The sequence below is a fragment of the Pseudarthrobacter cremeus genome, assembly GCF_051857465.1.
Taxonomy (GTDB): domain Bacteria; phylum Actinomycetota; class Actinomycetes; order Actinomycetales; family Micrococcaceae; genus Arthrobacter.
Window position 1 is genome coordinate 226,704 of sequence record NZ_JBPZHC010000005.1, and the last position, 17,125, is coordinate 243,828.

Genomic DNA, 17,125 nt, shown 5'->3' on the forward strand with positions numbered 1-17,125 from the left:
GAGAGAGCGCGAATAGGTGAGTTCAAGTAGTAGCAGCCTGGGCTGACATTCCTGCGGTTCCAACTCTACGAAATCAGTTGGCCCGGCGTAACATCTGCGGCAGAGTTCATCCGAACGTCCCGGCGCGGACAAAAGAGGCCCGGACTTCCCCGGGAAGGGAACCGGGCCTCAGCTGTTGTTCCCGCGGCGGTCAGCTGTTCACGGATGTGAGTGCCGGCGTCGGCCGTTCCGCGTCTGCCTCCAGGTGGCTGTCCGGCTGGAGGTCGGGCCGGGTGTCCGGCTGGACGTCCACGGTGCGCCGCAGCGGGCGTTCCTTGATGAACAGCACGGAGACCAGGGCGACGACGGCGACGACGGCGGAGATCAGGAACACCTCGGCAGTGGCATCACCGTAGGCGGCGCGCATGATTTCGCGGACGGGAGCGGGCATGTCCACCAGGTCCATGCTGGCTCCGGCCGTACCGCCGGCCACGGGGATGCCGGCAGCGGCCAGGCCTTCGGTAGCCAGTTGGCTGACCCTGCTGCTCAGGATGGCGCCCAGCACGGCCACGCCGATCGCGCCACCCACTGAGCGGAAGAATGCCACCGATGCGCTGGCCGTTCCGATGTCGGATGCCCGCACGGTGTTCTGCACGGCCAGCACCAGGTTCTGCATCAGCATGCCAAGGCCAATGCCCAGGACTGCGGTGAAGACCCCTGCCTGCCACAGCTCGGTGGTGTGGTCCATCGTGCCGGCCAGGCCCAGTCCGCCCATCAAGAGAACGGACCCGCCGATCAGGTAGCCCTTCCACTTTCCGGTGCGGCTGATCAGGAGGCCGGAAATGACGGAGCCGGTCAGGTTTCCGGCGATCATGGGAAGCGTCAGCAGGCCGGCCTCGGTGGGCGTGGCACCCCGGGCCACCTGGAAGTACTGGCCCAGGAAGGTCGTTGAACCGAACATCGCGACGCCCACGGCGACGGAGGCAAGGATGGCCAGGGCGGTGGTGCGCTCGGAGATGATCTTGAGCGGAATGATGGGCTGCTCCACTTTGGATTCGACCAGTACCAGCAGTGCCAGGAGCACCACACCGCCGCCCACCATTGCGGCGGACTGCCACGAAACCCAGTCGTAGTAGGCGGGGTTGCCGGCGAAGGAGACCCAGATCAGCAGGAGGCTGACACCTGAGGTCAAGAGGATGGAGCCCAGCCAGTCGATCCTGGCGGGGCGCCGGATGTGCTGGATCTTCAGGGTGACCTGAAGCAGGATGAGGGCAACCACGGCCAGCGGCACGCAGACGAAGAACGTCCAGCGCCAGCCGAGCGGGCTGTCCACGATGAAACCACCCAGCAGGGGGCCGCCGGCGGTGCCCACAGCCATCACGCCACCCATGTAGCCGGAGTATTTGCCGCGGTCCCGGGGCGGGATCATGGTGCCGATGATGGCCTGTGACAGGGCCGTGAGCCCACCCATGGCTATGCCCTGGATGACGCGGGCGGTGAGCAGCAGCGGGATGGTCTCGGACAATCCGGCCATCACCGAGCCGGCCACGAAGATGACAATGCTCAGCTGGACCAGGACCTTCTTGTTGAAGAGGTCCGCAAGCTTGCCCCAGATCGGGGTGGTGACGGCGTTGGCCAACAGTGCGGCCGTGATCACCCAGGCGAAGTCGGTCTGGGTGCCGTGGAGATCGGACATGATGGTGGGCAGCGCATTGGCCACGATGGTGCTGCTGAGGATGGCGGTGAAGAAGGCCGCGAGGATCCCGGTGAGGGCTTCCATGATTTGGCGGTGGGTCATCGCCAAGGGCGGCGCTGCGGCGGGTGGATTCGGCATGTCAGTGCTCCTTGAGATGTCAGTGCTCCTTGTGGGTCTGGGTCGTGGTGATGGGACCGGTCGCCGTTGCCCGGGCTGAGTGCTTCAGGGAATCCGTGAGTCTTGCCAGTGTGCGCGCCGTATCTTCGGCGTCGTCCTGGCTCCAGTTGCTGAGGTAGTCCTGCAGGGTGGCCGCCCGGTGCTGCTCGATCTGCCGGAGCTTATCCACCCCGGCCGGCGACAAGGCAACCAACTGGGCCCGGCCGTCGTCGGGATCCTGCCGCCTGGTGACGTACCCCTGCGTTTCAAGGTCCGCGATGTGGCGGCTGAGGACAGGGGCGCTGACGCCCAGGCGTTCGGCCAGGTGGGTGGCACGGGACTCGCCCTCCCCCACGAACCTGAGGACGCCCTGCAGCGCCACCCCGGTGTCCATGCCGCGGAAACTCGCGTTCGCCACGCATCGGACCACGCGCTGGAGGTCGAAAATGCGGGAGACGAGGTCCGCCGCGGTATCTGGCGCAACTGCCATGATTGAGCTCCCCTGATTTTGCTTGCCTCGGGCAACTATATCGAATAATGGTTGCTTTGGGAAACTAACAGGCGGAGGTGCCTTAAACGCCGAACGCGGACCGGTAGCCAACAGCCCGGTTTCGAGGGGCTGTCAACTGCCGGTCCGCGCTGTTTCCGGAGCGGTTCTCAGCTGTCCAGATGGGTGGGACTAAACATCCTGAGCAAGGTCTCGACGACGACGACGTTAGGGCCGTCGGCGGCGAAGCCCGCTTTGAGTGCGTCCCCCACGTCCTCCGGGGCCACCTTGGTGGCCGGGACGCCGAACGCCTCGGCGAGTTTGACGAAGTCGGGGCGCGCAAGCTCAGTGGCCGTGGCTTTGCCGAAGGCGCCCACCATGTATTCGCGCAGGATGCCGTAGCCGCCGTCGTCCACGATCAGCCACGTCACCGGCACATTGTGCTGCTTCGCCGTGGCAAGTTCGGAGATGGAGTACATGGACGAACCGTCGCCGGAAACCGCAAGGACCCTGCCGGGTTTGCCCAGCGTTTCCAGCCCTACGGCCCCGCCGATGGCGGCCGGGAAACCGTAGCCCAGGCCGCCGGCGCCCTGGGCCGAGTGGAACTGGCCGTCCCTGGCATCCCAGCAGCTCCATCCCCAGTACGCTGCGATGGTCATGTCCCAGAAGGTCTGCATGTCTGCGGGAACTGCCTCCCGGATATCGGCCATGAACTTCAGTTCCTTGCCCAGGTCCTGCGATTCCAGCCGCTCGCGCACCTTGGCCAACGACTCCTTCACCAGGGTCTCAGGGGTCACCCCGTGCCAGTCGGGTTCGATTCCGGGTGCGGCCTGAAGCGCCTTGTCCAGGGCGGCGAGCGCCTGGCCGGCGTCCGCGCGGATGCCCAGGCCCGGGCTGTTGGATTCGAGCACCCGTGGTTCGGCGTCGATCTGGATGATCCGGCCGCGGGGTTCGAAGGTGAAGTAGTTGGACGTGACCTCGCCCAGGGAGGATCCGATCACAATCAGGACGTCGGCGTCTTCCAGGAGGTCCGTCATGTGGCGGTCCTCGATCCAGGACTGCAGGGAGAGCTCGTGGTTCCAGGGAAATGCGCCGTTGCCGCCAGGCGTGCAGATCACCGGGGCGCGAAGCTTCCCGGCAATGGAAAGCAGGGACTTTTCGGCCCGGCCGCGGCGCGTACCGCCGCCGGCGATGATGGCTGGACGTTCCGCCGTCGACAGCCACTTCACTGCCTCACGGATCAGCTCAACCCGGGGCGGATTGTCCGCCGCCTCGGCAAGCGCGTCCTCGACCGGGGGAACCATGATGGGATCCAGCAGCACGTTCTGCGGGATTTCCAGCCAGACGGGGCCCTGCGGGGAGGAGATCGCCTCGGTCCAGGCATCCTGGATGGCCGAGGGGATGCCGGAGGCGTGCTGGATCAGGCGCTGGCTCTTGGTGACGTTGGCGGCCGAGGCCTTCTGGTCATCGAGCTGGTGGAGCATGCCCTTGCGGCGGGCCCCCAACCCGTCGAGCGGAATCTGGCTTGCCACCACCACCATGGGGACGCCCGTTGCGTAGGCCTCCTGCAGCCCGGCCAGGGAAGTCAGCGCACCCGGGCCGGTGGACAGGAACAGGACGCCCACTTCACCTGTCGCCCGCGAATACCCGTCGGCGGCGAAGGCTGAATTGTTCTCCACCCGAGAGGACACGAAATGCAGGTTTCCCCGGCCCATGGCATCAAACAGGCCCAGCGCGTGCTGGCCCGGGATACCGAAAACCGTCTTGGCCCCCAGTGCTTCGAGGGTCTCGACGACGAGGTCCCCGCCGTTGCGCTGGCTGGTCCCCTTGGTGGGAGCTGCTGTGCCGGGGTCGAAATCAATCATCTTGTCGGGACTCCTTAGTGGCGGTTGCGAAGCCGGCAGGCTGGCGGATCTCCTGGCCGAGGGCCTGGGCGGCGTAGCCGTTGGCTGCGCCGAACCGGTCCCCTGGAACAGCATTGTCCGCCATCAGGGTGACCAGTTCATAGGAGACGTGGCTTGCTGCAACGCCGGTGATTTCGGCGTGGTCGTACGCGGGGGCCACCTCGACGACGTCGGCGCCCACGAGGTTCATGCCGCGGAGGCCGCGGATGATTTCCAGGAGTTCGCGGCTGGTGATGCCGCCGGCCTCGGGGGTTCCAGTGCCCGGGGCGTGCGCCGGGTCCAGGACGTCGATGTCGACGGAGACATAGAGCGGGCGGTTGCCGATCCGGTCGCGGACCTTGGCCACCGTCTCGAGGACGCCCTGGTAGTAGACGTCAGCGGAGGTGACGATGCCGAACCCGAAGCGGTGGTCGTCGTCGAGGTCCTTTTTGCCGTAGAGCGGGCCGCGGGTACCGATGTGGCTGATGGCTTCGGTGTCCAGGATGCCTTCTTCCACGGCCCGGCGGAACGGGGTGCCGTGCGTATATTCGGCGCCGAAGTAGGTGTCCCAGGTGTCCAGGTGAGCGTCGAAGTGGAGCATGGCGATAGGGCCGCCCGCCCGTTCCGCGGCTGCGCGGAGCAGGGGCAGCGCGATGGTGTGGTCGCCACCGAGGGTCACCAGTTTGCTGCCGGCCGCCGTCAGGTTCAGCGCGTTCTGCTGGATGGTCTCGATGGCCTCGTTGATGTTGAACGGATTGACCGCCATGTCACCGGCATCGGCAACCTGGATGTTCTCGAACGGGCTGACATCCCAGGCCGGGTTGTAGGGGCGGAGCAGGCGGCTCGCCTCCCGGACATGGTTGGCACCGAACCGCGCGCCGGGGCGGTATGAGACGCCCGAGTCGAAGGGCACCCCCACCACCGTCACATCGGCCTTCGTGACCTGGTCAAGCCGGGGCAGGCGGGCAAACGTGGCAGCGCCGGCGTACCGCGGGATACGGGATGAGTCGATCGGGCCGAGGTTTCCGTTGGCTTCGATGCGCAGCTCTTTCACAGTGGCCCCTCCTTCGGGGATTGTTCGGCGGGTGTGACACCCATCATACCCAGAAGTTTCGTGATGTGCACCAAATGTTTACATCAGGATCGGGGCGCGGTGCACCGGGACTGACGGCAAGCGGCCCGGAAACAAACCGGGGCTGGAGCGCACCCAGCAGGAAACGATGCAAGCTACCGGCTGGCGGCGGGCACCAGGACCCAGAGGACTTCAACGGACTCGTCAGTGGGGTTGGCCCAGGTGTGCGGTTCGCGGCCAGGGAATGTCACGGTGTCGCCGGTGTTGAGTTCATATTCCTCATTGGTGAGGATCAGGCGGATGCGGCCCTTGATGACGTGCAGCACATCCACATCGCAGTCCACGGCATACAGCTCTGATTCCCCGCGGCCACGGGGTGCAATGACGGCCTGGATGATCTGGACCCGGCGTTCGGAACGCGCCGTCAGCAGCCGTTCCACAATGCCCTGGCCACCCAGGGAGATCCTGGGCCCGTCGCCCTTTTTGGTCAGGTGCGTCTCCGGGGCCATGAACAGGTCCCCGATGGAGATGGAGAGGACCTGGCAGAGCGTCACCAGCGAGGCGACCGACGGCGAGGTGAGATCGCGCTCGACGCGGCTGAGGAACCCTTTGGTCAGGCCGGTGGCATCGGCCACCTGCTCGATGGTCAGCCGCTGGGACTGCCGGGCCGCGCGGATCCGGGAACCGATGGCTACCGGTGTGTTGCTCGGCTCTACTGGCAGTGCCTTCATGTGCGAACCTTTCGTAGCCGGGGGTCCGGCCCCATCTCTGGAGCAATCCTAATGGCCAGCAACCCGCACAGTGCGGCCCGGTACGTCGCAGAAAAGCATGTGGCGTAGCAACGTTGACTGTTACGCCGGTCACAGAATACGCTGACGGACAACAAATGTTGCCTGTCAGGCAATTCATGGTTCGTTTTAGCCCTTTCCCACGCCACAAGAGCAGCAGAAATACCGGCTTCCAGCAGCACTGCCGGCCTCAAGACGCTGCACCTAAGCTCCCAAGGAACCCCGACATGGACCTTAACTTCGTAAACATCGCCATCGTGGTGGTGTATCTCATTGCAATGCTGGCGTTTGGCTGGTGGGGCAAATCCCGCACGAGAAACAACAGCGACTTCCTTGTGGCCGGCCGCCGCCTGGGCCCGTTCCTCTACACCGGCACCATGGCTGCCGTGGTCCTCGGCGGCGCCTCCACCGTGGGCGGCGTGGGCCTCGGCTACAAGTTCGGCATCTCCGGCATGTGGCTTGTGGTGGCGATCGGGGCCGGCGTGCTGCTCCTGAGCCTTCTCTTCGCGGGCACCATCCAGCGGCTGAAAATCTACACCGTTTCCCAGATGCTCACCCTGCGCTACGGCAGCAACGCGACTCAGACTTCCGGAATCGTCATGCTGGCCTACACCCTGATGCTGTGCGCGACCTCGACAAGCGCCTACGCCACCATCTTCGTGGTCCTCTTCGGCTGGGAGCGCTGGCTCGCCATCGCCATTGGCGGAGCCATCGTCCTGGTGTACTCCACCATCGGCGGGATGTGGTCCATCACCCTGGCCGACCAGGTGCAGTTCGTCATCAAAACGGTAGGCATTTTCCTGCTGATGCTCCCTTTCACCCTGAACGCCGCCGGCGGTCTCGACGGTATCCGCAGCCGCGTGGATGAAAGCTTCTTCCAGCTGGACGGCATCGGCGTGCAGACCATCATCACGTACTTCGTGGTCTACACCCTTGGCCTCCTGATCGGGCAGGACATCTGGCAGCGCGTCTTCACGGCAAAAAATCCGGAGGTGGCACGCTGGGGCGGCGCCACTGCCGGCATCTACTGCATCCTTTACGGTGTGGCCGGCGCGCTGATCGGCCTGGGCGCCAAAGTTGCCCTGCCTGAGATCGATGTTGCCACCGGCGGCAAGGACATCGTCTATGCCGAGGTAGCCCAGAACCTGCTCACGGTCGGCATCGGCGGGCTGGTCCTCGCCGCAGCCGTGGCAGCCATGATGTCCACCGCTTCCGGCGCCCTGATCGCGGCGGCCACCGTGGCGCGCGCCGACGTCCTGCCCTTCGTCGCCAGCTGGTTCGGCAAGGACATCAACACCGAGGACACCGACAACCCGGAGCACGACGTCAAAGCAAACCGCAGGTGGGTCCTGGGACTCGGGATCGTAGCCATCCTCATCGCCATCATCACCAAGGACGTGGTGGCGGCCCTGACCATCGCCTACGACATCCTGGTGGGCGGGCTGCTCGTGGCAATCCTGGGCGGCCTGGTGTGGAAGCGCGGAACCGGCCTCGCCGCTGCCGCCTCCATGGCGGTGGGTTCGGTCATTACGCTCGGCACCATGATTGTGCTGGAGATCAATGCCGAGGTCCCCCTGGACGGCGTCTTCGCCAACGAACCGATCTACTTCGGCCTGGTCGCATCGGCCGTGGTCTACGTTGCGGTCTCGCTGCTGACCAAGCCCACGGATCCCCAGGTCATGCGCAACTGGGTCCGGCGCGTTGCCGGCAGGGACAATGAGGAAGTACCAGTGGCGGTTCCGGCACGCTAGAAGCTTCGCGCACTTAAAGACGTACGACGGCGGCACCTCCGGTTCGCATCCCAGCGAACCGGAGGTGCCGCCGTCGTCCGTTCTGACTTGTGTGCCTTATCTGGACGTGCGGCCCTGTGCCGCGCTATTCAATCCCGCGGAACTCGTCCTCATCCAGCGGAACCACGCGTTCCTCGGCGTCGACCTTGACCGGGGGCGTCGGAACGATGACTTCCTCGGCGTCCAGGAACTCGTCCTCTGCGTCCCAGTCGTCCTCGTCAACCGGAATGTCTTCGGCATAGTCGTACGCGGGATCCGCCTCAACAGACTCAAGGTGCGGCAGGTCCGGGTGCTCTCCGGTGGTGTTCATTAGTCCAACCTCCGTTTCTTCGCCTGTGACGTGCTCTCTTGGCCGGGCGGTGGCGGGCGCCCACACCTTCATAACAGCACCGCCGGAATGCCGGGTCAAGGGCCGGACGACCCGCGTTGGCTGACCCGCCGCAGCGGGATATTTTACGGGCCGCCGAAACTTGCGAGTGAGGTCTGCCAGCCGAAAATCCGCGGATTTCCGCGGTAGGCTGGGCTTTGCAATGGGGCAGAACCATGCCCTATCCAGCACAGGAGCCTCCGTGACTCAGCACGCCAAACCCAACCGCACCCATCCCTCCGCGGAATCCAGCCCCTCAGCACCACAGCCCACTGCAGGAGACATCCGCCGCTGGCGCCAGTACCTCGCGGACGAGCGCGCCGAAGCTGCCGTCTACCGCGATCTGGCCCAGAACCGCGTGGGTGAAGAGCGCGCCATCCTGTTGGCCCTCGCCGAAGCCGAAGGCCGCCACGAAGCCCACTGGCTGGCGCTCCTGGGCGAGAACGCCGAGAAGTCCCGGCCCGCGTCGCTGCGGAGCCAGCTGCTGGGCTTCCTGGCCCGCCACTTCGGCTCGGTGTTCGTCCTTGCCCTGGCCCAGCGCGCCGAGGGCCGCTCCCCCTACGCCCGGGACCCCAACGCCACCGATGCGATGGCGGCAGATGAACAGATCCACGAAGAAGTAGTCCGCGGCCTGGCCACCCGTGGCCGGAACCGCCTTGCCGGCACCTTCCGCGCTGCAGTGTTCGGTGCCAACGACGGTCTGGTCAGCAACCTCTCGCTGGTGATGGGCATGGCTGCCTCCGGCGTTGCCAGCGGCGTGGTGCTGCTCAGCGGTATCGCCGGGCTCCTGGCCGGCGCCATGTCCATGGGAGCCGGCGAATTTGTTTCCGTGCGTTCCCAGCGTGAACTCCTCGCAGCCACCAGGCCGACCCAGATCACCCTGGCGGCCGCGCCCAAACTCGACCTTGAACACAATGAACTGCTGCTGGTGTACCTGGCCCGGGGCATGTCCCGCGAGGCCGCCGAACACCGTGTGGCGGAACGCACAGGGCTGCTTGCCTGCGACTGCGACCCCAGCCTGTCCCTGCAGCCTGAACTGCCCGAAGCCGCGGACCAGCATGAGGCGATCGGGACCGCGTGGGGCGCCGCATTTTCCAGCTTCTGTTTCTTTGCCTCCGGCGCCATCGTGCCCATCCTGCCGTTCCTGTTCGGAATGACGGGAGTGGCGGCGCTTGTTGTGGCCGGCGTCCTGGTAGGCCTGGCGTTGCTGGTGACCGGTGGAATCGTGGGGCTGCTGTCCGGCACGTCGCCGCTGACGCGGGGGCTGCGCCAGCTGGCGATCGGCCTGGGCGCTGCCGGAGTCACGTACCTGCTTGGGTTGGCCTTCGGCACCGTGGTGGGTTAGTGGACGCCGGGCCCCCGCGCCACTCCGACGGACGCCCCTCCGAAGGGCGCCACTCCGAAGGGCGCCACTCCCGCCGGACTCCCTCCGGCGGGCGCCCGCGGTGGCGGGTTGGTATTGTCCGGAATTTCCTGCTGGTGACGGCGATCGGTGCTGCGGCTTTCCTGCTCGCAGGGTTTGTGTACGGGGATCCGCGCCTCCTCGGACTGCTGGATCTGCGGCTGGGTCCGGGCGGCCTTCAACCGGGCGCGGGCCAGACCGGAACGCCGGAGCCGGGAACAGCCGGCCGGGCCGGACCACTGAGCGGAAAGGGCGCCGAAGCCCCACCGCCCGGGCTGGAAGAGGCCGCAGAGCCACTGGGCGTCCCTGAGGTCCCGGGAGTGGGAAGCGATTCGTACGGTTTCCTCGCGGTCAACGGCGACGGCACCCCGGTGGGATACTCTCCCTGCCGGCCGCTGCATTACGTGGTGAATGCCGAACTGGTTCCGGCCGGTGCCCAGCAGCTTGTTCCGGATGCCATCAGCACCATTTCCCGGGCTACCGGCATCCGGTTCATCTATGACGGAGCCACCACGGAGCAGCCGTCCGGGCAGCGCGCCCCTTACCAGCCCGGCGCCTATGGTGACCGGTGGGCGCCCCTTCTCATCTCCTGGACAACCCCTGAAACTGCCCCGCAACTCAAGGGCAAGGTCATTGGCACCGGCGGCAGTACGCATTACAGCTTCGACGACGGGCCGAAGGCCTTTGTCACCGGCAGCCTGGAACTGGACGCACCCCAGATCAGGGAGGACCTGCGCCAGCCCGACGGGAAGCTGTATGCCACGGCGGTGATCCTGCACGAGCTGAGCCATGTGATGGGCCTGGAACACGTGGACGACCCGAGGCAGCTGATGTACCCCGAAATCGGCACCCCGGAAGGACTCGCAGCCGGCGATCTCAATGGCTTGTACGAACTCAGCAAAGCCCAGTGCCGCAAGGACTTGTAGCTCCAGGTCCCTGTACCGCACCGGTAGGCCTTACCCGGCAATGACCTCCAGCGCGGCCTCCACGCTGTCCACCAGGAAGATCCGGTCCTCCATGACCCGTCCGGCGGCCAGTTTTTGGAGGATGGGCCACGCCGGGTACTCCTCCTCCCAGTGCCGCTTTCCCACCAGCACCATGGGCGTGACGGCTTCGCGGGCGCTGTAGTAGTTCTCGCACGCGTCCTGGAAGATTTCCTGCACGGTACCGGCCGCGCCCGGCAGGAAGATGATGCCGCCGTCGCAGACCTCCAAGAGGATCGCCTCCCGCACCGCGTTGGCGAAGTATTTGGCGATGTGCGTGGCGAAGTAGTTCGGCGGCTCGTGCCCGTAGAACCAGGTGGGGATCCCCAGCGACGGGGTACCGTCCGGGAAGCGTTCGACGACGGCGGCAGCCGCCCGCGCCCACGCGGACACGGAGGGCCGGAACCCGGGGACGGAGCCGAGCCCTGCGAGCGCTGCCTGTACGTCGGCTTCAGCGACGCCGCTGAGGTAGGCGCCCAGGTTGGCAGCTTCCATGGCGCCCGGCCCGCCACCTGTTGCGACGACGCGCCCGCTGAGGGCGAGCAATCTCCCCAGCGAGACGGCCTGGGAGAACTCTTCGCTGCCGCGCTGGGCCGCGTGGCCGCCCATCACGCCGACCACTGGCCGGCCGACGACCAGGTCCGAGCCGAGGAACTCCTCCAACGAATCGCCGATCGCATGATCATGAAGCGCCGAGGCCAAGGTGGATTCCAGCCGGTGCCGTTGTCCGGGCTGGATGCTCCACTGGTACACGAGCGCATCCGGGAGCTCCTCGTACGGTGACGTGGCCAATCCTGTGTACAACTCCTGCGGCGTGTACAACCGTGCCCGGTAGGGATCGAAGGGAACACCTTCCAAGCGTGGAAATATCAGGGCGCCGCGCCGGCGGATGCGGTCTTCGACCCCCGGATCGAAAGTACAGCCCAGGAAAATGGCGCCTTCGACATCCAGGGTGTCCAGCGCAGCCTGCCGGCCGCGAAGGTCCAGGGACTGGGCATGCCAGCCGTGCATGGCCACGGCCCCGGCGCCCACCAGCCGGTCGAAGCTTTCCAGGCTCTCAACCTCAAGGGTGCGGGGGCTGTGGCCGCGGCTGGCGGTGAGGTCCACCACGGTTTCTTAGCCTGCCACTTCGGCGGTGCCCGTCAGATGCCGATCCAGCCGGACCAGGGTTTCCTCGATGCTGACCGGATGGCGGCGCAGGTACCCTGCCAGCCGCAGGAAGAATCTGCCCCGGACGGCCCGGGCGTCCCACTGTTCGGTGACCCGGGTCCCGGGGGTGCCGTCAGCTCCCGTGGCCGGTTCGAGGATGTAGCGCCAGATGTGGCCGTAGAAGTGGCGCCAGGCAATCCGCCGGCCCTCCTCGAACTCGCAGACCGTATTGAGGATCTTGTAGTCCACTTTGACGTTCATCTCCATGCCGAACTTCGCTCCGTCCGACAACCGCTCGGGCCCGCGCGGCTGGGCGCCTTTGACGGTGCCGGAGCCATCGATGACGCTGTGCATCGACGGCGTGGCGAGGATTTCGAAAATGTCTTCCGGCGGGGCCGCGATGAAGCGCTCACGGGAGATGAGGTATCGGTTAGTCATTCCCCCAGCCTAGAGGCAGCCAGTCACGGCCGGGATGGGCGGGCCACGCACTGGAAGCGCTTCGTACTCATGTCCGGACATGTTTCCTTGCCGCCTTCCCCACACCTCCAACGTTCCCTTGACGGCCCCGCACCTGCTGATATCATCGAACTGGAAGTATGTCCTATCAAGCGAACATATGCAGACCAGCGCCTCCACAAGGGGCGCCGGCCGGGCAGCGCGGAACCTGAGGAAGCATTTCAGTGACGAACCAACTCGGCCTCATCATCGACCGGTCCTCCCCCGTCCCGTTGTACCACCAGGTGGTCCAGGGGATTGAGGCGGCCATCCACAGCGGTGTCCTCGAACCTGGCAGCAGGCTGGACAACGAGATCGACCTTGCCGCCCAGCTCAACCTGTCCCGGCCCACCATGCGCAAGGCCATGGACGAACTGGTCCGCTCCGGGCTTCTGGTGCGCAAGCGTGGCGTCGGGACGCAGGTCGTCTCCAGCCAGGTCCGGCGGCCCCTGGAGCTTTCCAGCCTGTTCGACGATCTCACCAACAACGGCAAAAAGCCCACCACCGAGGTGCTGAGCTTCTCCCACGGCGAGGCAGACGCAGCCACTGTGGCCGCCCTCCAGATCCCCGCCGGATCCACGGTCTACCACTTCACCCGGCTGCGCAAAGTCGGCGGAAAACCGCTGGCACTGATGGAGAACTGGGTCCGGGACGACATCGTCACCATCGACGAGGCAACCCTCGCCGCCGAGGGGCTTTACGCCATCCTGCGCCGTGGCGGGGTCAACTTCCGCCTCGCCACCCAGCGGATCGGGGCCGTGATCGCCAATGAATACCAGGCCGGGCTACTGGAGACGCCGGTGAACTCGGCACTGGTCACCATGGAGCGAACCGCCACCGACGACACCGGACGGCGTGTCGAAACCGGCAACCACGTCTACCGTGCCGATTCCTACAGCTTTGAAATGACACTCGTACAGCGCTAACGCAAGGAAAAAACTCCATGGCCAACTGGGTCTATCCCCTGGGCACCGCCGCCGACGGCGGCTGGGACATCTCACTCGGAACCTCCGATTCATCACTGGCCGTGGACGGCTGGGCACACACGGGCCTGAAGGTGGCCACCCTGGCAGCCGGCGCCGCCGTCGTCCTTCCTGCAGCGGAGGAGGAACGGATCATCGTTCCGCTGAATGGCTCGTTCACCGCCACGGTCGACGGCGTTGAGCACCGGCTGGGCGGGCGGGCGTCGGTTTTCCACGGCCCCAGCGATGTGCTCTACACAGGCACGGGCAAGGCCGTCACCATCAGTTCGGCCGACGGCGGCAGGGTGGCGGTCGCCACCGCTCCCGCCAGGTCGTCCTACCCCACCCGGCTGGTCACCGCCGCCGAAACCCCCGTGGAACTCCGCGGCGCCGGAAACTGCTCACGCCAGGTCCACAACTTCGGGACGCCTGCAGCACTGGAAGCTGACCGGTTTATCGTCTGTGAAGTACTCACGCCCGCCGGCAACTGGTCCTCCTATCCCCCGCACAAGCACGATGAGGAGAAGGACGGGGAGACCCGGCTCGAGGAGATCTATTACTTCGAGACCCGGGTGGCCGACGGCTGCGGGGCTCCGGCCGACGCCGATGCCATCGGGTACCAGCGTGTGTACGCCTCGGACGAGCGTCCCATTGATGTCGCCGCAGAGGTCCGCACCGGCGATGTTGTGCTGGTTCCGTACGGCTGGCACGGCCCTGCCATGGCCGCCCCCGGCTATGACATGTACTACCTCAACGTGATGGCTGGCCCCGGCCCGGTCCGCGAATGGCTGATCAGCGATGACCCCCACCACGGCTGGGTGCGGCAGAGCTGGGACGGCCAGGACGTTGACCCCCGCCTGCCGTTCGGCGCCTGATTCTTCGGTGAACCAAAAAGCTCCCCTCCGGAAGCATTTTCCGGAGGGGAGCTTTTGCGTGGAGCGGGAGGGCTATGGAGCGGGCTCTTTTGTGTGGAGGACGGCGTCAGACAGCCTGCTCAGCGGCAAGCGCCACCCTGACAGGGACTCCACTGGCCAGGGACTCCTGCGCGGCGTCCGCCACCCGTGAAGCAGCGACGGCGTCCTCGGGCGTGCAGGGGTTCGCCCGGCGGCCGAGGACCAGCTCAACAAAGGCTGCCATTTCCGAACGGTAGGCCGCATCGAATCGTTCGGCGAAGGTTTTGTGGGACTCGCCCGTGGGGAACGTGATCCCTTCCTCGGCTGATTTCAGGGCGGACTTTTCATCCAGGCCGACCATCAGGGAACCTTTGGATCCCTGGATCTCGAGGCGGACGTCATGCCCGGCCCCGTTGTAGCGGCTGGCGGAGACTGTGCCCACGGTGCCGTCGTCGAACGTAATCACAGCCAGCGCAGTGTCCACGTCGCCCACCCCGCCGATGGCGGGATCCCCGTTGTTGGACCCGCGGGCGTAGACCTCCACGATTTCGCGCCCGGTCAGCCAGCGCAGGATGTCGAAATCGTGGACGGAGCAGTCGCGGAAGAGCCCGCCGGAGGTGGCAAGGAATTCAACCGGCGGGGGCGTCATGTCACAGGTGACGGCCCGCAGCGAGTGGATCCAGCCGAGCTCTCCGGCCTGGTAGGCACGCTTCGCTTCCAGGTACCCGGCGTCAAAGCGGCGCTGGTGGCCGATCTGGACCACGCCGCTCTTGGCGCGGATGTGTTCCAGGACAGGCAGGGAGTCGGCCACATTCATGGCCACGGGCTTTTCGCAGAAAACGGGAATACCTGCGTCCACACCCGCCCGGATCAGTTCCGGGTGGGTGCTTGTTCCGGTGGCAATGACCAGGCCCTGGATGCCTGAAGCGATCAAGGCATCCACCGACGGCAGGAATTCTGCGCCGAGGCCCGCTGCTACCGTGCGCGCGTGGTCTGCGGCGACGTCGGTCAGCCGCAGTGTGACGCCGCTGCCCTGGCCAGCGAATTCCGCGTTGAGCGCTGCGATGTTGTTGGCGTGCATCACGCCGATCCGGCCCACGCCGACCAGTCCGAGAATGGTATTTTTCACAGTTTGTCCTCTGCATAGACGGTAAAGGCGGTTCGGAAGGCGTCGAGTGCAGCCAGGTCATCGCCGCTGGACCACGCCTCCATGCCGACGGTTCCCTCATAGCCGGCGGCTGCGAGCGCCCGGGCCACGGCCGCGTAGTTGATTTCGCCGGTGCCGGGCTCGCAGCGGCCGGGAACGTCGGCCACTTGGATCTCGCCGATGTGCGGCAGGGCCGTGCGCATGAGCTCGATCAGGTTCCCCTCCCCCAGCTGTGCGTGATAGAGGTCCAGCATGAGTTTCACGTTGGGGTGGGCCACTGCTTCCACGAGGGCCAGTGTGTCCTTGGCACGGGCCAGGGGAATGCCCGGATGGTCCAGCACCGTGTTGAGGTTTTCGAGGCAGAAGGTGAGTCCGTGCTTCTCGCCGAGCGCACCAAGGCGTTCGAGGGTACGTGCGCCGGTGATCCACATCCTGCCGGTGGAGCGGTAGACAGGACGCGCCGCCTTCCCGTCGATGAGCTCCGCGGAGTGGACCACCATCCGGCTGACGCCAAGTTCCAACGCTGTGGGAATCAGTGTTTCGGCGGTACGCACCACGTCGTCGGCTGTGTCCGGGTCCACCAGGCTGCCGGAGGTGTAACCGGTCATCGAGGAGAAGACGGCGCCGGTGGCTTTGAGAGCGGCGATGTCCTTGGTCCTCGAATCCCAGAGTTCGACGTCGAAACCTGCCTGGTGGATCCGCCGCACCCGATCGGTGAACGGCAGCCCCGTAAACACCATTTCGGCGCACACGGCCAGCCGCATCAGACGGCCGCCTTCTGGGCCACAGCAACCGGACCGCCGTGCTGGACGGATTCTATGCACGCCAGCGCCATGGCGAGGGCACGCCTGGCGTCGGCAGCCCCCGGGGTGAGGGTGTACGCGCCCGACGGCGGCTGGTCGCCGTCGCGGTGCGCGCGGATCGCCGCGCTGAAGTCAACGAGTTCGTCGGTGTAAGCATCGCGGAACAGCTCAACGTTGAGCCGCGGCGTGTCAGCGGAGAGGCCTTCGGCGGTGTACCTCACCGCTGCCGTTTCAGTGGTGCGTCCCGCCTGGACCATACCCTTGGAGCCGAATACTTCTCCCCTGACGTCGTAGCCGTAGAGGGCGCTGAAGTTCGCTTCCGCCACTGCCAGGGCTCCGTTGCTGTAGCGGACGGTGACCACGGCCGTGTCCAGGAATCCCTGATCGCGGAGCCCTGGTTCCACGAGGGCGTCCGCGGCGGCGTAGACCTCCACCGGCTCGGCGCCTTCGTTGAACCAGTTCAGGGTGTCAAAGTCGTGGATCAGCGTTTCGAGGAAGATGGTCCAGGCCGGAATCCTGGCTGCCTGCCCGATGCTCCCGGTGCCTGGGTCCCTGGTCAGCGAGCGCAGGAGCTGGGGCGTCCCGACGACTCCGTTGGCCAGGTCCTTCTTTGCAGCCTGGAAGTCAGCTGCGTAGCGGCGGTTGAATCCGATCTGGAAGTGGATCCCTGCCGTTTCCACGGCGCGGAGGGCAGCGTCGAGTTCGTCGAGGTTCTGCGCACCGGGTTTCTCGCAGAAGACATGTTTGCCCGCCGCCGCGGCCTGGGTGATCAGGGAGGCGTGGAACCGCGCCGGGCTGGCGATGATTACGGCGTCGATGCCCGGATCGGCCAGAATGTCCGCGGCGTCGGCGGTGACCTTTGCTGCCCCGAGCCCGGCTGCCACAGAGGCTGCCGAGTCCAGGTTGGGATCGGCGACGGCGGCCAGAACGGCACCGGGAACCCGGCGGGCGATGCTTTCGCCGTGGAATGCCCCCATCCAGCCGGAGCCGATGAGGCCCAGCCGCACCGGGGCGGGCATTTCGGTGGAACGCTGTTCGATGTAGGCCATGGGCCAGGTCCTTTCGATAGTCAG

At 66.2% G+C, this 17,125-nt stretch carries 16 protein-coding genes; 5 read left to right on the top strand and 11 right to left on the bottom strand.

Annotated features, from left to right (window positions below; all coding sequences use genetic code 11):
- Window positions 1–190 precede the first annotated feature (190 nt).
- The 5 genes from ACS5PJ_RS11350 to ACS5PJ_RS11370 form a co-directional block, all read right to left on the bottom strand.
- Window positions 191–1,813, bottom strand: a complete 1,623-nt coding sequence (locus ACS5PJ_RS11350; protein WP_439434990.1) for an MDR family MFS transporter — start codon at window positions 1,811–1,813, stop codon at window positions 191–193.
- A 19-nt stretch (window positions 1,814–1,832) separates the two neighbouring features.
- Complete coding sequence (locus tag ACS5PJ_RS11355) at window positions 1,833–2,321, bottom strand: MarR family winged helix-turn-helix transcriptional regulator (protein ID WP_439434991.1); 489 nt, start codon at window positions 2,319–2,321, stop codon at window positions 1,833–1,835.
- A gap of 167 nt (window positions 2,322–2,488) precedes the next feature.
- Window positions 2,489–4,183 carry a thiamine pyrophosphate-binding protein gene (locus tag ACS5PJ_RS11360; RefSeq protein WP_439434992.1) on the bottom strand — a complete coding sequence of 565 codons (1,695 nt, stop codon included), beginning with the start codon at window positions 4,181–4,183 and terminating at the stop codon, window positions 2,489–2,491.
- Complete coding sequence (gene speB / locus ACS5PJ_RS11365) at window positions 4,176–5,255, bottom strand: agmatinase (RefSeq protein ID WP_439434993.1); 1,080 nt, start codon at window positions 5,253–5,255, stop codon at window positions 4,176–4,178. The genes ACS5PJ_RS11360 and speB overlap by 8 nt, the downstream gene beginning before the upstream one ends.
- Window positions 5,256–5,428: 173 nt before the next feature.
- Window positions 5,429–6,004 carry a helix-turn-helix domain-containing protein gene (locus ACS5PJ_RS11370; protein WP_439434994.1) on the bottom strand — a complete coding sequence of 192 codons (576 nt, stop codon included), beginning with the start codon at window positions 6,002–6,004 and terminating at the stop codon, window positions 5,429–5,431.
- 284 nt (window positions 6,005–6,288) lie between these two features.
- Between ACS5PJ_RS11370 and ACS5PJ_RS11375 the strand changes: the two genes are divergently transcribed.
- A complete protein-coding gene (locus tag ACS5PJ_RS11375) occupies window positions 6,289–7,812 on the top strand; it encodes a sodium:solute symporter family protein (RefSeq protein ID WP_439434995.1) in 1,524 nt (507 codons plus the stop codon).
- Window positions 7,813–7,936: 124 nt separating this feature from the next.
- On the opposite strand, the gene ACS5PJ_RS11380 is transcribed toward ACS5PJ_RS11375, so the two are convergent.
- Window positions 7,937–8,161 carry a hypothetical protein gene (locus tag ACS5PJ_RS11380; RefSeq protein ID WP_439434996.1) on the bottom strand — a complete coding sequence of 75 codons (225 nt, stop codon included), beginning with the start codon at window positions 8,159–8,161 and terminating at the stop codon, window positions 7,937–7,939.
- Between the two features lie 220 nt (window positions 8,162–8,381).
- Here ACS5PJ_RS11380 and ACS5PJ_RS11385 point away from each other — a divergent pair, with 220 nt between their 5' ends.
- Window positions 8,382–9,563 carry a VIT1/CCC1 transporter family protein gene (locus tag ACS5PJ_RS11385; protein WP_439434997.1) on the top strand — a complete coding sequence of 394 codons (1,182 nt, stop codon included), beginning with the start codon at window positions 8,382–8,384 and terminating at the stop codon, window positions 9,561–9,563.
- On the top strand, window positions 9,563–10,546 hold the full coding sequence (locus ACS5PJ_RS11390) for a matrixin family metalloprotease (protein ID WP_439434998.1): 984 nt from the start codon (window positions 9,563–9,565) through the stop codon (window positions 10,544–10,546). The genes ACS5PJ_RS11385 and ACS5PJ_RS11390 overlap by 1 nt, the downstream gene beginning before the upstream one ends.
- 30 nt (window positions 10,547–10,576) lie before the next feature.
- Here the strand turns inward: ACS5PJ_RS11390 and ACS5PJ_RS11395 are convergent, their stop codons facing one another.
- A complete protein-coding gene (locus ACS5PJ_RS11395) occupies window positions 10,577–11,713 on the bottom strand; it encodes an LOG family protein (protein ID WP_439434999.1) in 1,137 nt (378 codons plus the stop codon).
- Between the two features lie 6 nt (window positions 11,714–11,719).
- Window positions 11,720–12,190 carry an SRPBCC family protein gene (locus ACS5PJ_RS11400; protein ID WP_439435000.1) on the bottom strand — a complete coding sequence of 157 codons (471 nt, stop codon included), beginning with the start codon at window positions 12,188–12,190 and terminating at the stop codon, window positions 11,720–11,722.
- 242 nt (window positions 12,191–12,432) lie between these two features.
- Here ACS5PJ_RS11400 and ACS5PJ_RS11405 point away from each other — a divergent pair, with 242 nt between their 5' ends.
- On the top strand, window positions 12,433–13,173 hold the full coding sequence (locus ACS5PJ_RS11405; protein ID WP_439435001.1) for a GntR family transcriptional regulator: 741 nt from the start codon (window positions 12,433–12,435) through the stop codon (window positions 13,171–13,173).
- 17 nt (window positions 13,174–13,190) lie between these two features.
- Window positions 13,191–14,084: a 5-deoxy-glucuronate isomerase gene (gene iolB / locus ACS5PJ_RS11410; RefSeq protein ID WP_439435002.1), complete on the top strand. Its 894-nt coding sequence runs from the start codon at window positions 13,191–13,193 to the stop codon at window positions 14,082–14,084.
- 106 nt (window positions 14,085–14,190) lie between these two features.
- Here the strand turns inward: iolB and ACS5PJ_RS11415 are convergent, their stop codons facing one another.
- The 3 genes from ACS5PJ_RS11415 to ACS5PJ_RS11425 are packed head-to-tail and all read right to left on the bottom strand — an operon-like array spanning window position 14,191 to window position 17,101.
- Window positions 14,191–15,231, bottom strand: coding sequence for a Gfo/Idh/MocA family oxidoreductase (locus ACS5PJ_RS11415; protein WP_439435003.1), 1,041 nt, complete (start codon window positions 15,229–15,231; stop codon window positions 14,191–14,193).
- Entirely contained in the window at window positions 15,228–16,013 is a 786-nt protein-coding gene (locus tag ACS5PJ_RS11420) for a TIM barrel protein (RefSeq protein ID WP_439435004.1), read from the bottom strand. Before ACS5PJ_RS11420 ends, ACS5PJ_RS11415 begins: the two co-directional genes overlap by 4 nt.
- Window positions 16,013–17,101, bottom strand: coding sequence for a Gfo/Idh/MocA family oxidoreductase (locus ACS5PJ_RS11425; protein ID WP_439435005.1), 1,089 nt, complete (start codon window positions 17,099–17,101; stop codon window positions 16,013–16,015). The genes ACS5PJ_RS11420 and ACS5PJ_RS11425 overlap by 1 nt, the downstream gene beginning before the upstream one ends.
- Window positions 17,102–17,125 lie beyond the last annotated feature (24 nt).

What these genes read in the sequence shown, in the direction of transcription:
- ACS5PJ_RS11350 (WP_439434990.1), bottom strand. Translation starts at nt 1,813, where the DNA reads ATGCCGAATCCACCCGCCGCAGCGCCGCCCTTGGCGATGACCCACCGC.
- ACS5PJ_RS11355 (WP_439434991.1), bottom strand. Translation starts at nt 2,321, where the DNA reads ATGGCAGTTGCGCCAGATACCGCGGCGGACCTCGTCTCCCGCATTTTC.
- ACS5PJ_RS11360 (WP_439434992.1), bottom strand. Translation starts at nt 4,183, where the DNA reads ATGATTGATTTCGACCCCGGCACAGCAGCTCCCACCAAGGGGACCAGC.
- ACS5PJ_RS11370 (WP_439434994.1), bottom strand. Translation starts at nt 6,004, where the DNA reads ATGAAGGCACTGCCAGTAGAGCCGAGCAACACACCGGTAGCCATCGGT.
- ACS5PJ_RS11375 (WP_439434995.1), top strand. Translation starts at nt 6,289, where the DNA reads ATGGACCTTAACTTCGTAAACATCGCCATCGTGGTGGTGTATCTCATT.
- ACS5PJ_RS11380 (WP_439434996.1), bottom strand. Translation starts at nt 8,161, where the DNA reads ATGAACACCACCGGAGAGCACCCGGACCTGCCGCACCTTGAGTCTGTT.
- ACS5PJ_RS11385 (WP_439434997.1), top strand. Translation starts at nt 8,382, where the DNA reads ATGGGGCAGAACCATGCCCTATCCAGCACAGGAGCCTCCGTGACTCAG.
- ACS5PJ_RS11400 (WP_439435000.1), bottom strand. Translation starts at nt 12,190, where the DNA reads ATGACTAACCGATACCTCATCTCCCGTGAGCGCTTCATCGCGGCCCCG.
- iolB (WP_439435002.1), top strand. Translation starts at nt 13,191, where the DNA reads ATGGCCAACTGGGTCTATCCCCTGGGCACCGCCGCCGACGGCGGCTGG.
- ACS5PJ_RS11420 (WP_439435004.1), bottom strand. Translation starts at nt 16,013, where the DNA reads ATGCGGCTGGCCGTGTGCGCCGAAATGGTGTTTACGGGGCTGCCGTTC.
- ACS5PJ_RS11425 (WP_439435005.1), bottom strand. Translation starts at nt 17,101, where the DNA reads ATGGCCTACATCGAACAGCGTTCCACCGAAATGCCCGCCCCGGTGCGG.